Here is a 14054-nt window from a genome sequence, read left to right as displayed (position 1 = left end):
CGCAGGGGCAGTCTACCGATCGTCACCGCGGGGCAACAGGGGAGCCCGCTTCACCGGGCGGTGGCCGCCGGCAACCCGGCGACGTCGGCGAGCACCGCGAGGTGATGGTCGAAGAGCTCCTCCCGGGCGGTGAACGTTTCCTGGCCGTACTGGCCGAAGACTTCGAAGCTGACGGCGCCGAAGAGCGAGGTCCAGGCGAGGGCGCCGCGGGCCAAGAGGTCATCCGGGACGGCCAGGCCGAACTCGGCGCGGATTTTCGCCAGATCCCCGCCAAGTCCGGCGGCGACGGCAGGGCTCCGCCAGCCCTGAACCGAAAGCTGACCGGCCCGGAAGGCGCCGTCGAGAATTGCCATAAGGGCAAAGATCACCCGCGTCCCGGGGCCGGTGGTCCGCTCGGCGGGCGCGCGGTACCCGGGCACCGGGCTGCCGAAGAGAAGGGCATAGCGGGACGGTTCGCGCAGTGCCCAGCCCCGGACCGCGCGGCCCAGCGCCGCAAAGCGGCCGCCGAAGTCACCTTCGGGCACGGCCGCGACAGCGGCATCCACTTCATCGCCGAGTTCGTTATAGGCGTCAATCAGCAGGAGGGTCAGCAGCTCTTCCCGGTTCTCCACGTAGCGGTAGACCGCCGAGGAGACGACGCCCAGGTCCCGGGCGACGGCGCGGAGGGACAGTGCGGCCGCACCGTGCAGCGCCAGGTGCTCCCGGCCCAGGCGGAGGATGTCGGCCACAGTCCGGGCGCGCGCGCGTTCCCGCGGGGTCCGGGGCCGGGAAGCCGCGGCGGCGGCCCCGGCGTACTCCTTGGCGGCTTCAACGGCGGCATTGGCACTGTCCTCGGGCATGCATCCAGCATGTCACAAACAAGAGCACTGTCAACAAATGTGAGCACTGCTCTTGACTTACGTTCACTTGGCGGCGCATTCTGAATTACGAGAGCACTGCTCTCATAATCCTAAGGAGATCAGAATGACCCAATCCGGAGCCCCTCGGCGTACCCCATCCCGTCTCTTCGTCGTCACCGGCGCCGGCCCCGTGGGCTGGACGGTGACGGAACAACTGGCAGCGGCGGGTCACCGCGTGCGCGTCCTGACGAGGTCCGGAAGCGGGCCCGCCCACCCGCTGGTTGAGAGAATGTCCGTTGATGTTTCGGACCCGGCCCGGCTCGGCGAGGCCTTCCGCGGCGCCTCGGCCGTCTTCCATTGCATCCACGGCTCGCGGTATAGCGCCGAAGCCTGGGCCAGGGAACTGCCGCAGGCGGAGCAAAGCGTGCTCACCGCGGCGGGAGACGCGGGCGCCGTCGCCGTCTTCCCGGAAAGCCTGTACTCCTACAGCGCGCCGGAACGGCCCATGACCGAGGAGGGCCCCCGCGAGGCGCAGGGCGGCAAACGGGGTGTCCGGACGGCACTCCTGAAGGCTCGGGCCGAGTCCGCAACGGACACCGTGAGCGTGGTGGCAGGCGATTTCTTCGGGCCTCGGGTCCGCACCGCGCACTCCGGCGAGCGCATGGTGAAGCCCGTACTGGCAGGCAAATCCCTGACGGTGATCGGACGGACGGATCAGCCGCATTCCTTTACCTACGTTCCTGACCTCGCGGCCGCCATGATTGCGGCGGCCGACAAGCCGCAGGTGTGGAACCGGGTGTGGCATGCGCCCACCGGACCGGCGCTGACCCAGCGCGAGATCGCCGGGGCATTCGCCAACGCGGCCGGCGCCCGGTCCCCGCGCGTCACGGCGTTGCCCGGCTGGGCGCTAAAGGCGATGGGATTGTTTTCGCCCGATATGCGGGAACTGGTGGAGACGCTGTACCAGTTCGAGCGCCCGTTCGTGATGGATTCCGCCGCGAGCCAGGCCGCTCTGGGGCTGGCGCCCACGCCGCTGCACGAAGCAGCCGCCGCCACCGTCGCCTGGTGGGGGGACCAGGGACAGTGACGGCGGCTGCGGTTTTGGGGTCCGGCTAGCGGACTCCGGCTTCTTCGTTATCCGCAGTCCGGGGGAACGGGACGTCGGCTCGGGCCGCGGCGTCGTTCTCCGGCCGGCCGAGCTTGCCCGGCCACCAGATCCGCGGGCCGATGTCGTAGGCCAGCGCGGGCACCAGCAGCGAGCGGACCAGCACCGTGTCCAGCAAGACGCCGAACGCGACGATGAAGGCCAGCTGCACCAGGAACATGATCGGGATGACCCCCAGAGCCGCGAAGGTGGCCGCGAGGATCACGCCCGCCGAGGTGATGACCCCGCCCGTCACGGCGAGGCCGCGCAGGATACCGGCCCGGGTGCCGTGCTTGATCGATTCCTCCCGGACCCGGCTCATGAGGAAGATGTTGTAGTCGACGCCCAGCGCCACGAGGAAGACGAAGCCGAAGAGGGGCACTGTTGCGTCCGCTCCCGGGAATCCGAAGATGTTGTTGAAGACGAAGGCCGAAACGCCCATCGCCGCGCCGTAGGACAGGACCACGGAGGCGACCAGCAGGACCGGCGCCAGCACCGAACGCAGCAGCAGCATGAGGATGACCAGGATGACGCCCAGGACCACCGGGATGATGGTGACGAGGTCGCGCTGTGCGGTGGTATTGGTATCCAGCGCGGTGGCCGTCACGCCGCCGACCAGCACGCCGCTGTCAATCGTCTTCAGTTCCTGGCGGAGCGACACCACGACGTTTTCGGCGTCATTTGAGTCCGCAGCGTAGTTCAGCGTCGCGTTGATCAGAACCCTGCCATCCCTGACTGCCGGGGCGGCCGGTGCGCCCGGGGCTCCGGTGATGACCGGGGCGCCGCCCTCGGCCAGCAGGTAGGCGTCGCCGACGCCGTCGCTGGCTTTGGCCTTCGCCAGAACCTCCTGCGCCTTTGCCTCGTCGGCCACGATTACCGCCGGGCTGCCGGATCCGGCGTCGAAGTGCCGGCCCAGGGCTTCCTGCCCGTCGACGGCGTTGGAGGCAGTGAGGATGACATCGGTCTGGGCGACGCCGTTGGCTTTGAGCTGCAGAAGGCCGGTCCCCGCCACGAGAAGCAGAAGGACCGAGGCCACCCAGACCGTGCGCGGCCGACGCGAAACGAGCGAACCTGTGGCCCGCCAGAGTCCCTTCTGGCCCTCCAGTCCCGTGACCAGTTCCGGCTCGCGTTCGGTTTCCGGAAGCAGCTTCGGCCGGAACGGCCAGAACGCGGCGCGGCCAAAAAGCGCCATCAGGGCGGGCAGCAGGGTCAAGGCCGCGAAGAGCGCGCAGAGGATGCCCGCGGCGGCTACCGGCCCGAGCGCCTTGTTGGAGTTGAGGTCGGAGAACAGCAGGCAAAGCAGCGCAATGATCACCGTGGCGCCGGAGGCCAGGATCGGCTCCCAGGCTGCCTTCCACGCCGTGATTGCGGCAGCCGTGCGGTTGGCGGTGTGCGTCAGGGCTTCGCGGAACCGTGCCACGTACAGCAAGGCGTAATCAGTGGCCGCACCGATCACCAGGATGGACAGGATGCCCTGGCTTTGGCCGTTCAGCTGGATCCAGCCAGCTTTCGCCATGCTGAACACGAGCAGGATCGCGGCGCACAACGCGAAGACCGAGGTGAGCAGCACCATGATCGGCAGCAGCAGGGAGCGGTAGACGATCAGCAGGATCAGGAACACGGCGCCGAGGGCCACGAGGAGCAAGATGCCGTCAATTCCGGCAAAGGCACTCGCCAGGTCCGCCGCAAGGCCAGCCGGCCCGGTGACGAACGTCTGCATTCCCGCCGGCGCGGATGTTTGAACCTCATTGCGCAGTTCCTTGACCACCGCCTTCACTTCTGCCGAGGAAGCGATGGGCACCACGAACTGAACCGCCTTGGCATCCGCGGAGGGGATAGGGCCGATCACCGTGCTGCCGACCTGCATCGCCTCCAGCCTGCCCTTGAGTGCGGCGGCTTCGCCGAGCTCGGCCGGGGTGAAGGCCGTATCGCTCTCGACCACGATCACGGCGGGGATTTCCTTGGAGTCCCGGAACTTGGCCTGCCAGTCCTGGGCCTCGGTGGCCTCGGCCCCGGCGGGCAGGAAGGAAGCCTGGTCGTTGGATGAAACCTCACTCAGACGGCCAAACGTCGGGCCGCCTATGCCGGCGATCGCCAGCCAGGCCACTACCAGCACTGCGGGAATCAGCCAACGCAGCCAGAACGGTACGCGCGTCGTCGGGGGCGAAGTCGTTTTCATGTGTCCTTCTAGGGTGCGATTCGGAGGGGACGAGGAATCAACTCCATAGTAGACTATCTCCATCATGGAGATAACCCCGAAGCGCGTGTGCCGGAGGAGAATGGAAGCACAGCCGGCGCCGGCCCGCTCGCGGTAGATACTGCGGTAAACGCTGCAGCAAACACTGCAGTAAACTCCCGAGGGCGCCGTCGACGACGCCGACCGGCCGCGGTCAGACCGCCGCGGCCGCATTCAGGGACGCCACATCTAGGGACAAAGGAGGTCCGCAGTGTCAGCCGAATCCCGGGGCCCATCCGAAGACACAGCGCCCCCCGACGCGGCCGGCCCGCCTCCGCTCGTCCGGCTCCTGCAGGAATTCAACCTCGAAGCCAACCGCTACGTGGACTCCGCCGGCGGCCGCAACGACATGCACCGCACGGACCTGAACGCCCTGGCCGTCATCATGCAGCACACGGCACGGGACCAGATCGTTACCCCGGGCGTGCTCCGGAAGGAGCTGAACCTCAGCTCTCCCGCCACCACCGCGCTGATCGACCGGCTCCACAGTTCCGGCCATGTGGTCCGCGAACGCGAGGGCGCGGACCGCCGGCAGGTGCAGCTGCGCATGACGCCCAAGGCCTACCGGGACGGCGGCGCCATGTTCCTTCCGCTGGCCCGCCACATGGGCGCGGCGATCGAAAACTTCACGCCGGAGGAACTGGAGATTGTCACCCGGTTCATGAACTCCATGATCGAGGCCACCGTCCGGGCCGGCGAAGAAGCGGCGCGTGGCCCCGCGCCGGACAGCAGCCCGGGCTGACTTACAGCCGCTGCTGATCCGCAGCCTGTGCCGTCTGACACTCCAGTGCCAGAAGCTCATCCGGCGCGAGAGCGATTTCGAGTGAGCAGAGCCTTCTTGAAGTGGGCTTCGGCAGCATCCACCTGAGCTGCCGGGGCACTGGGCGGGAAGACTGGGAGGATGCTGAATTGGAAGTGATGTCGATGAATGAAGTCGATGCGATCCAATTCGCGGAGGGCGGAATTACCACCCTCCCGTTCATTGCATAGGCCCTCCATCGTGCGAGAAAGCACTCGGGACTCGACGGAAATCCAAGAAAAGGTACAGGTTAAAAACCTACCGTTGCGTCGTGGCACAGCAACGCAGCCAACGGCATGCCACGACGTCTTTTCTCCGCAAAAATAGCGATGCCCGCCCCCAGCGAAGCGAGGTCCCCGCACACACCTGGCCAACAAGCCGCGCCTCAAGGGCTTTGAGAAATTCCGTTTCGACTCGACGAAGCCGGTCAGCTAGCACAATTCTGAATGACACTTCGGGGGCATTCATTATCTTGAGCAAACACTCTTCACGTACTTTGTCGACTTCACTAGAGCAAACACACAATTCAGGGGGATAAATTGATATCAAATAGGGGCGGCGCCGTACGTCGCATTTTCAGTCCGGCACGCACAGTACTCACAGCACTATTTGCGGTGCTCCTTTCACTTATCACGGCTGCGCCCTCCCTAGCTGCGACGTCGGAGGGTGAGCCCAACGGCACTATGGCGACGGCAACAGTGGTGCCCCTGGGAACCACCATTTCCGGTTCAACACTGAGCGCAATCTCCTACGACACCGATTACTACGCCGTCGACCTGCCCAAGGCAGGCCGGCTCGGCCTGAACTTCAAGTTCCCCGCCGGGCTCGGAACCGGACCCACCTACACACTCAGCATCTACAACGCCAACGGCACCAACCTCTACAGCTTCGACCTCGACGGCTCCGCCGCTGACGGCAGCTGGCTCGCCGGCCAGGGCACGTTCCTGCCCGCGGGCCGCGCCTACATCAGAATCGACGGCTACAACAGCTGGGCAAGCTGGGGCAAGACCTACACCCTCAACAGCACGCTGAGCGCGGGGACCGTCGAACTCGAACCCAACAGCAGCACCGCAAACGCAACAGTGGTGCCCCTGGGAACCACCATTTCCGGTTCAACACTGAGCGCAATCTCCTACGACACCGATTACTACGCCGTCGACCTGCCCAAGGCAGGCCGGCTCGGCCTGAACTTCAAGTTCCCCGCCGGGCTCGGAACCGGACCCACCTACACACTCAGCATCTACAACGCCAACGGCACCAACCTCTACAGCTTCGACCTCGACGGCTCCGCCGCTGACGGCAGCTGGCTCGCCGGCCAGGGCACGTTCCTGCCCGCGGGCCGCGCCTACATCAGAATCGACGGCTACAACAGCTGGGCAAGCTGGGGCAAGACCTACACCCTCAACAGCACGCTGAGCGCGGGGACCGTCGAACTCGAACCCAACAGCAGCACCGCAAACGCAACAGTGGTGCCCCTGGGAACCACCATTTCCGGTTCAACACTGAGCGCAATCTCCTACGACACCGATTACTACGCCGTCGACCTGCCCAAGGCAGGCCGGCTCGGCCTGAACTTCAAGTTCCCCGCCGGGCTCGGAACCGGACCCACCTACACACTCAGCATCTACAACGCCAACGGCACCAACCTCTACAGCTTCGACCTCGACGGCTCCGCCGCTGACGGCAGCTGGCTCGCCGGCCAGGGCACGTTCCTGCCCGCGGGCCGCGCCTACATCAGAATCGACGGCTACAACAGCTGGGCAAGCTGGGGCAAGACCTACACCCTCAACAGCACGCTGAGCGCGGGGACCGTCGAACTCGAACCCAACAGCAGCACCGCAAACGCAACAGTGGTGCCCCTGGGAACCACCATTTCCGGTTCAACACTGAGCGCAATCTCCTACGACACCGATTACTACGCCGTCGACCTGCCCAGGGCAGGCCGGCTCGGCCTGAACTTCAAGTTCCCCGCCGGGCTCGGAACCGGACCCACCTACACACTCAGCATCTACAACGCCAACGGCACCAACCTCTACAGCTTCGACCTCGACGGCTCCGCCGCTGACGGCAGCTGGCTCGCCGGCCAACAAGTCAGCCTCCCTGTTGGCCGCGCCTACATCAGAATCGACGGCTACAACAGCTGGGCAAGCTGGGGCAAGACCTACACCCTCAACGCGGGTTGGATTTGGTCCACAACGGCCGTACCAAGCATCTCCGGGACGCCCCAAGTGGGGCGGACCCTGACAGCGGTCACTGGAACTTGGTCGCCGACGCCAGATGTACTGGGTTTCCAGTGGTTCCGCTCCGGAACGGCCATCACCGGGGCAACAGGGAAAACCTACGCGTTGCTTGCCGCCGACTACGGCAAGACCATCACTCTGAAAGTAACGGCCAGCAAGGCCGGGTACCCCTCCATTACCAAGACCTCCGCTGCCACAGCAGTAGTCGCGAAAGGTTCCCTGACGGCGCCGGTGCCGACCATCACGGGCACGGCCAAGGTCGGCTCGACCCTGACCGCGGTCCCGGGGACCTGGGGACCGTCACCGGTGACCCTGTCGTATCAGTGGAAAGCCAACGGCGTCGCCATCATCGGCGCGACCGCCGCGACCTACAAGCCCGCCGCGGCCGACGCCGGCAAGACCCTCACCGTCACCGTCACCGGAACCAAGACCGGCTACACCACCGCCGCGAAAACCTCCACCGCCACAGCAATAGTCGCGAAAGGCTCCCTGACGGCGCCGGTGCCGACCATCACGGGCACCGCCAAGGTCGGCTCCACCCTGACCGCAGTCCCCGGAACCTGGGGACCGTCACCGGTGACCCTGACGTACCAGTGGAAAGCCAACGGCGTCGCCATCATCGGCGCGACCGCCGCGACCTACAAGCCCGCCGCGGCCGATACCGGCAAGACCCTCACCATCACCGTCACCGGAACCAAGACCGGCTACACCACCACCGCGAAGACCTCCGCCGCCACAGCAGCAGTCGTTTGACGGTCCAAGATCGATCCGGCCGGCCTATATGAAGGTCAGTTCTCCCGCCGGTAGGTGCGATTTAGGGCGTAGGAGCCGGCACGATTTGCGGCTCCTACGCCTCGCCTCGGTTAGACATCTCACCGTGTCAAGGGCTACCAAGGCCTACGGGGACCCGTGATGCCGGGCCGGCCACGTCGGCCGCCATCGCCGGGAGCACCAGGGCACCCGAACCGAGGATCGCCCCGACGTAGATCCCGGTGGCCCGGAACAGGCCCAGTCCCTTATTGCTGTTGCTGATTTCCGCGCCTCCCCCAACTAGCTCGCAGCAGGGGCCGTTTTGAGGGCTCATAACGGCCCCTGCTGCGAGCTAGTTGGGTGGGTCCACCCATTTCCGATCCCGGGAGGGTAGCGTTCCATTATGAGTGCGCAGCAGCCTGACGATGTGTACACGCACGGCCACCACGAGTCGGTGGTCCGCGCCCACGCCTCCCGCACGGCGGAGAACTCGGCCGCGTTCGTGATCCCGCATCTCACACCCGGGGTCTCCGTCCTGGACGTCGGCTGCGGGCCGGGCAGCATCACCTGCGACTTCGCGGAGATGGTGGCACCGGGCAGGGTCGCGGGCCTGGACCGTTCCCCCGACATCATCGCCCAGGCAGCGGCCCTCGCCGCCGAGCGCGGTGTGGACAACGTCGACTTCGCCACCGGCAACGTCTACGACCTCGATTTCCCGGACGAGTCGTTCGACGTCGTCCACGCTCATCAGGTCCTGCAGCACCTCACGGACCCCGTCGCGGCCCTCCGCGAGATGCGCCGGGTGGCCAAAGCCGGCGGCATTGTGGCGGTGCGCGACGCCGATTTCCACGGCATGAGCTGGTACCCGGCCATCCCCGAACTCGACGACTGGATGGACTTGTATCAGCGGATCGCGCGCCGTAACGGCGCCGAACCCGATGCCGGCCGCCGGCTCGTGTCCTGGGCACAGACCGCCGGGTTCACCGACGTGGCGCCGTCGAGCAGCAACTGGCTCTACGCCACCGGGCAGCAGCGGCGGTGGCAGGCACGGGTGTGGGGTGAACGGGTGCTGCATTCGTCCTTTGCCGACCAGGCGCTCGAGTACGGCTTTGCCAGCGAGGCTGACCTGGCCCGGATTTCCGCCGGGTGGCACCGGTGGGGCTCCACTGAGGACGGCTGGTTCCTGATTCCCAACGGCGAGGTCATCGCCCGGGCCTGAGGCGCGGGTCCCTTGGTCCGGACTCCCGGCTAGTGGTGGAAGGCCTGGGTTTTCCCGTCCGGGGTGGCCGCCGCGCCTGAGCCGCTCCCACTCCGAATCTGAGACGGCAGCAGGGTGGCTTTGACGCGCCTTCCGGGCACGTTCGATTCGCGTCAGCCCTCACAGCACGGGCACAGCGCCGCCAAAGTGCCGCCATACCTGCCGCGCAGAGGCTGGGGACAGGCCGGATCCCCGGCCGGCCCGGATGCCCGGGCCCCAGCAAAGGAGTTTCACCATGGCACAGATCAACAAGACGACGGCCGGCATCATGCTTGCCGCGGTGATCGGCGGCGGCGCCATCGGCGCGGCGGCCATCCCCGCAGTGGCCGACGACGGCACCGGCACGTCCTCCTCGTCGAGCACCGCGGCCCCTGACGGCAACAGCGGCTACGGTGGCGGCTACGGCATGCCCGGCGGCACGGGAGGCCAAGGCGGCCCGCACCAGGCCAACGGCAAGACGGAGGAGGTCCTCACCGGTGACACCGCCACGAAGGTCGAGGCGGCGGTGAAGGCTGCCCAGCCAAATGCGACGATCGAACGGATGGAGACCGACGCCGACGGCGCCACCTACGAAGCCCACATCACGAAGGCGGACGGCAGCCGCGCCACCGTCCTGCTGGATGCGAACTTCACCGTGACCGAGACCCAGGACCAAGGCCAGGGTGGCCCCGGCGCCGGCGGCCATGGCGGCCCAAATGACGGGGATGCGGACGATGCCGCCACGGGCGGCTCCACTTCCAACGGCTAACCCCTGGCGGGCGACGCGCTGGCGGTTCTGACGGGACGGTCCCGCCAGCCAGCACCTCACCGCAGGCAAGCGCTGCTCCGGGCGGCGGCACCGCCGTTGTCCGGAGCAGTCGCGAACGAGGTTGCTGACAGCCATTCCCTGCTCCCTGATCTGCGGATAGGGTGCACTGAAACACACATCGGTAAGGAGAACCCATGCGCAAAGTGACGGCCGGCCTTTTCTGTTCGGTGGACGGGGTGGTTGAAGACCCGTTCCTGTGGCAATTCGACAGTTTCGACGCGGAGTTGGGCGCCGGGATGGGCGAGATGATGGGCCGGATCGACACCGGGCTCCTGGGCCGCGTCGGTTACCAGCAGTGGGCGAGCTACTGGCCGAACGCCGAAAGCGACGCCGACTTTGGCGGCTTCATCAATAAGTTGCCCAAATTTGTGGCCTCCCGGACCCTGACCGGCGAGCTTGAGTGGCAAAACTCGCGGCTCATCGAAGGTCAGCTGGAGGACTTTGTGGCGGGCCTGAAGAACAGCGACGGCGGTGAAATAGGGGTCTTTAGCAGCATTTCGCTGGTCCGCCAGCTGCTGTTCGCCGGGTTGCTCGACACCTTGATGCTGATCGTCCATCCCGTGGTCGCGGGCAGCGGGCGGCGGCTCTTCAACGACGGCGACCCCCTCACCCGGCTGGTGCTGCAGCAGTCTCAGGAGACCAGCAAAGGAAACATGATCCTCAGCTACGGTGTCCGCGGGGACTGACTTCCCGCTGGACATCGGGGCGGACAAGCAGTCCGGCCAATGGGGCCGGCCAACTAGCGGGGCCGGCTGCGTCGTCCGTTCCGGCCGGTCACGGCCGGGACCGTAAACTTGGCTGGTGCAACCCTCCCTTTGGCTGGCCCTGGCCGGCGCCGGCGTCCTGATCAGCTTTACTCCCGGCGCGGGCGCCATCAACACCATGAGCAACTCCCTGAACTCAGGGTTCCGCCGTTCCATCTGGGGCATCCTGGGCCAGCAGGCCGCCCTCGTGGTGCATATCCTGATCGTGGCCCTCGGCGTCGGAGTGCTTGTGGCGAGCTCGCCGCTCGCCTTCAACGTGATCCGCTACGCCGGCGCCGCCTACCTGGTCTATCTGGGCATCCGTCAGTTCCTGCACAAACCGGATCTGGATCAGGAGAAGGCCGCAGCCCTGCGCAATGAGCCGGCCTTCTCCATGTTCCGCCGCGGCCTCTGGGTCAATCTGCTCAACCCCAAGGCCGTGGTGTTCTTCCTGGCCTTCATGCCCCAGTTCATCAGGCCGGAGCAGCCGCTGCTGCCGCAGTACGCGGTCCTGTCCGCCACCGTGATCGTGATCGACATCCTAGTCATGTGGTTCTTCTTCGCGGCGGCGGCCAGGTCCTTCCAGCGCTTCACCCATGACGCCCGCGGACAGAAAGTCCTGAACCGGACGTTCGGGGTGCTCTTCGTCGGCGTCGGCGTCCTGCTGGCCTCGATCCACTAGACACCGTCACCGCGGACGGGCTTAGAGCCCCGAAGCCACCGACAGTGCCCGCGCGGTGCCCGCCAGTTCGGGCGCTTCCCGGGCCACGATTTCCTCAATGTGGGCGGTGGCAGCGTCCGCGAGCCCGTCGTAGAGGAGCACCAGCAGGTCCCGGGCCTCAGTCCGGGGCCAGGCTTCCGGCAGAAGTTCGGCGGGAAGGTCAGGGTCACTCCACGGGAAGGCCCGCCACGCGTCCATCAGCTCGGTCCTGACCCTGAAGGCCTCCGCCGGGCTGACCGTACCGGCGTCGAGGCGCTCCGCCCAGGGCGTGAATTTCTCGGTAAACGGACGGTACTGTTCCTTGAACTCCTGCGGCGACCAGGCCTCGACGAGCCGTTTGCCGCGGAGGCTGGATTCCGCCGTGCGGAAGATGACGTAGTCGTCCACGCCATAGCCCATGCAGGTGTTTTCGAGCTCCTCGGAGTGGTCGCGCGGCGAGACCCACAGCGCCCCGAACAGTGGTGCGAATCCGCGCCAACGCAAGCGTGAGCGGAACATTTCGCGGACATCCCGCGACGTCTCCGGAATGGAAAACGCGATGACGGTCCAGTTGCCGTCCCAGTGGCGGGACTCCTCGCCGAAGGCGGAGACCTGCGCGAAACCTTGGCGCAGCCGGTTCCGTGCGCCCTGGGTGATGCGGTAGCGCGAGGTCCGCCCGGCACTCGACTGTTCCAGCACCCCGCGGGACGCCAGGCGGCTTAGCGCCGTCGCCGTCGCCGAGCCCGTGATCCCGAGGCCGGCGGCCAGTGCGGCGATAAGCCGGGACGGCAGCCATTCCTCGCTGGTGAACCAGTAATCGACCAGCAGGGTGACCAACTGGTGCTGGGTGGACGGCCCCTTCAACGGCCGCGGAAAGTCGATGGCCAGGTCCGGATCCATGCCGGGCACGGAGGCCGGCCGCTCGCTCATCACGCCTCCATCATGCCAGCCGCATCCACTGTCATTGTTATTTTGCACTTAGATTGACGGACGTAGAACCAAGTGCATAACATTGCTTTCAGGGTGACGGAGGCCACAGCCGACCCCGCCGCCCTGCTCAGCATGCGAGCCACAGATCTTTCCCAGCCTCACCGTTTCAGGTGCTATTTGCCTGCCCATCTAGGAGATCCGCAATGACCGCTGGTCCCATCGTTCCGCCGTCGCCGTTGACGCCGCCCGCGGAACAGGCCCCCGATTCCCGCGAGGGAACCACCCATGCCCGCCGTGCCGCCGCCGCCAGCTTCATCGGCAGCACCCTGGAGTACTACGACTTCTTCATCTACGGTTCGGCGTCGGCCCTGATCTTCAACAAGATCTTCTTCCCCGGCATCGATCCCGCCCTCGGCACCTTCCTGTCCATGGCCACCATCGGCATCGGCTACGTCGTCCGGCCCCTCGCGGCCAGCGTGATCGGCCACTTTGGCGACCGCCTCGGTCGGCGCCAGATGCTGGTCCTGACGCTCGTCGTCATGGGCGTGGCCACCTTCCTCATCGGCTGCCTACCGCCGGCGGCCGCCATCGGCGCCGCCGCCCCAGTCCTCCTGGTGGTTCTGCGCGCACTTCAGGGCGCCTCCGCGGCCGGAGAGTCCGTCGGCGCTGTCACTATGACCATGGAGCATGCGCCCAGCAACAAGGGGGCCTTCTACAGCAGCTGGGTCAACACCGGCGCCGTGGCCGGGATCATGCTCGCCTCCCTGGCCTTCCTCGCAGTGTCTCTCCTCCCGCAGGAAGACCTGCTCAGCTGGGGATGGCGGCTGCCGTTCCTCGCCAGCATCCTGGTGGTCGCCGTCGGCCTCTACATCCGCCTGCGGCTGCCCGAATCCGAGGTCTTCGAAGCCGCGAAGGAGGAAGGCGCCAGCCAGGAACTGCCGCTCAAGGTGGTCCTGCGCGATCACTGGCGCACCATCGTCAAAGTCATCTTCTTCGGGCTCTGGAGCGTGGTGTCCTCGGTCTTCGCGGCCTTCGGACTGGCGTATGCGACCGGAAAATTCGGCGTCCCCTCCGCCGCCATGCTCGGGGTCACCATTGCCACGGCCGCCCTGGGCATCATCGCCCAGCCCTACGCCGGTATTCTGGCCGACCGGATCGGCCGCAAGCCGGTCTTCATCACCGGCAACATCATCTGTGCCGTGGCCGCCTTCGCCTACTTCTGGTCCATCAGTACCGGGGTCATCCCGCTGATCTTCGCCAGCGGCATCCTCTTCATGACCGTGGGCTACGGAATGGTCAACCCGCTGGGGCCGGCCATGACGGCCGAAATGTTCCCCACCCGGATCCGCTACACGGGCGCCGCCACGGCCTCGCAGCTGGGACTCGTCGTCACCGGCTTCGCCCCGGCAATTGCGGCCGCCATTGTCCAGCCCGGCCCCGTCGGCTGGGTCCCGGTGGCGGCCTTCACGGCAGCCTGCTGCCTGGTCTCCGCGGCCGTCACCGCGATCTGGGTCAAGGAAACCTACCAGGTGCCCACCGAGGCCCTCGGCGCCAAGGCATCGGCCGGCACCCCTGCCTAAAACCCGCCACTCACCCGCCACTCACCC

The 14054-nt window shown here is 66.7% G+C and carries 12 protein-coding genes; 8 read left to right on the top strand and 4 right to left on the bottom strand.

The window, feature by feature from the left end:
- Nucleotides 1–50: 50 nt before the first annotated feature.
- A complete protein-coding gene (locus ACVWZ7_RS12865; protein ID WP_456508060.1) occupies nucleotides 51–839 on the bottom strand; it encodes a TetR/AcrR family transcriptional regulator in 789 nt (262 codons plus the stop codon).
- A 124-nt stretch (nucleotides 840–963) separates the two neighbouring features.
- Here ACVWZ7_RS12865 and ACVWZ7_RS12860 point away from each other — a divergent pair, with 124 nt between their 5' ends.
- Nucleotides 964–1926, top strand: coding sequence for an NAD-dependent epimerase/dehydratase family protein (locus tag ACVWZ7_RS12860; RefSeq protein ID WP_456508059.1), 963 nt, complete (start codon nucleotides 964–966; stop codon nucleotides 1924–1926).
- A gap of 25 nt (nucleotides 1927–1951) precedes the next feature.
- On the opposite strand, the gene ACVWZ7_RS12855 is transcribed toward ACVWZ7_RS12860, so the two are convergent.
- Nucleotides 1952–4162, bottom strand: coding sequence for an MMPL family transporter (locus ACVWZ7_RS12855; protein ID WP_456508058.1), 2211 nt, complete (start codon nucleotides 4160–4162; stop codon nucleotides 1952–1954).
- Nucleotides 4163–4430: 268 nt separating this feature from the next.
- Between ACVWZ7_RS12855 and ACVWZ7_RS12850 the strand changes: the two genes are divergently transcribed.
- Nucleotides 4431–4961: a MarR family winged helix-turn-helix transcriptional regulator gene (locus ACVWZ7_RS12850; RefSeq protein WP_344366076.1), complete on the top strand. Its 531-nt coding sequence runs from the start codon at nucleotides 4431–4433 to the stop codon at nucleotides 4959–4961.
- 671 nt (nucleotides 4962–5632) lie between these two features.
- On the top strand, nucleotides 5633–8011 hold the full coding sequence (locus tag ACVWZ7_RS12845; protein ID WP_456508057.1) for a hypothetical protein: 2379 nt from the start codon (nucleotides 5633–5635) through the stop codon (nucleotides 8009–8011).
- A gap of 127 nt (nucleotides 8012–8138) precedes the next feature.
- Here ACVWZ7_RS12845 and ACVWZ7_RS12840 read toward each other — a convergent pair whose 3' ends face one another.
- Nucleotides 8139–8342: a hypothetical protein gene (locus ACVWZ7_RS12840; RefSeq protein ID WP_456508056.1), complete on the bottom strand. Its 204-nt coding sequence runs from the start codon at nucleotides 8340–8342 to the stop codon at nucleotides 8139–8141.
- A gap of 69 nt (nucleotides 8343–8411) precedes the next feature.
- On the opposite strand from ACVWZ7_RS12840, the gene ACVWZ7_RS12835 reads away from it, so the two are divergent.
- From ACVWZ7_RS12835 to ACVWZ7_RS12820, 4 genes are all read left to right on the top strand, one after another.
- Nucleotides 8412–9227 carry a methyltransferase domain-containing protein gene (locus ACVWZ7_RS12835; protein WP_456508055.1) on the top strand — a complete coding sequence of 272 codons (816 nt, stop codon included), beginning with the start codon at nucleotides 8412–8414 and terminating at the stop codon, nucleotides 9225–9227.
- Nucleotides 9228–9501: 274 nt separating this feature from the next.
- Nucleotides 9502–10014 (top strand): hypothetical protein, encoded by a 513-nt coding sequence (locus tag ACVWZ7_RS12830; RefSeq protein WP_456508054.1) that lies wholly within the window; start codon nucleotides 9502–9504, stop codon nucleotides 10012–10014.
- 194 nt (nucleotides 10015–10208) lie between these two features.
- Nucleotides 10209–10760 (top strand): dihydrofolate reductase family protein, encoded by a 552-nt coding sequence (locus ACVWZ7_RS12825; RefSeq protein ID WP_456508053.1) that lies wholly within the window; start codon nucleotides 10209–10211, stop codon nucleotides 10758–10760.
- A gap of 115 nt (nucleotides 10761–10875) precedes the next feature.
- On the top strand, nucleotides 10876–11499 hold the full coding sequence (locus ACVWZ7_RS12820; protein ID WP_116767857.1) for a LysE family transporter: 624 nt from the start codon (nucleotides 10876–10878) through the stop codon (nucleotides 11497–11499).
- A gap of 21 nt (nucleotides 11500–11520) precedes the next feature.
- Here the strand turns inward: ACVWZ7_RS12820 and ACVWZ7_RS12815 are convergent, their stop codons facing one another.
- Nucleotides 11521–12447 carry a PaaX family transcriptional regulator gene (locus ACVWZ7_RS12815; protein WP_456508052.1) on the bottom strand — a complete coding sequence of 309 codons (927 nt, stop codon included), beginning with the start codon at nucleotides 12445–12447 and terminating at the stop codon, nucleotides 11521–11523.
- Between the two features lie 203 nt (nucleotides 12448–12650).
- Between ACVWZ7_RS12815 and ACVWZ7_RS12810 the strand changes: the two genes are divergently transcribed.
- Nucleotides 12651–14027 (top strand): MFS transporter, encoded by a 1377-nt coding sequence (locus tag ACVWZ7_RS12810; protein ID WP_456508051.1) that lies wholly within the window; start codon nucleotides 12651–12653, stop codon nucleotides 14025–14027.
- The last annotated feature ends 27 nt before the right edge of the window (nucleotides 14028–14054 follow it).

Source organism: Arthrobacter sp. TE12232 (genome assembly GCF_054062615.1).
The sequence above is the reverse complement of the archived record's forward strand: the minus strand, read 5'-3'. Positions and strand labels throughout refer to the sequence as shown.

Coding starts and splice junctions, on each gene's coding strand:
- ACVWZ7_RS12865 (WP_456508060.1), bottom strand. CDS start 839: ATGCCCGAGGACAGTGCCAATGCCGCCGTTGAAGCCGCCAAGGAGTAC.
- ACVWZ7_RS12860 (WP_456508059.1), top strand. CDS start 964: ATGACCCAATCCGGAGCCCCTCGGCGTACCCCATCCCGTCTCTTCGTC.
- ACVWZ7_RS12855 (WP_456508058.1), bottom strand. CDS start 4,162: ATGAAAACGACTTCGCCCCCGACGACGCGCGTACCGTTCTGGCTGCGT.
- ACVWZ7_RS12840 (WP_456508056.1), bottom strand. CDS start 8,342: ATGAGCCCTCAAAACGGCCCCTGCTGCGAGCTAGTTGGGGGAGGCGCG.
- ACVWZ7_RS12835 (WP_456508055.1), top strand. CDS start 8,412: ATGAGTGCGCAGCAGCCTGACGATGTGTACACGCACGGCCACCACGAG.
- ACVWZ7_RS12830 (WP_456508054.1), top strand. CDS start 9,502: ATGGCACAGATCAACAAGACGACGGCCGGCATCATGCTTGCCGCGGTG.
- ACVWZ7_RS12825 (WP_456508053.1), top strand. CDS start 10,209: ATGCGCAAAGTGACGGCCGGCCTTTTCTGTTCGGTGGACGGGGTGGTT.
- ACVWZ7_RS12815 (WP_456508052.1), bottom strand. CDS start 12,447: ATGAGCGAGCGGCCGGCCTCCGTGCCCGGCATGGATCCGGACCTGGCC.
- ACVWZ7_RS12810 (WP_456508051.1), top strand. CDS start 12,651: ATGACCGCTGGTCCCATCGTTCCGCCGTCGCCGTTGACGCCGCCCGCG.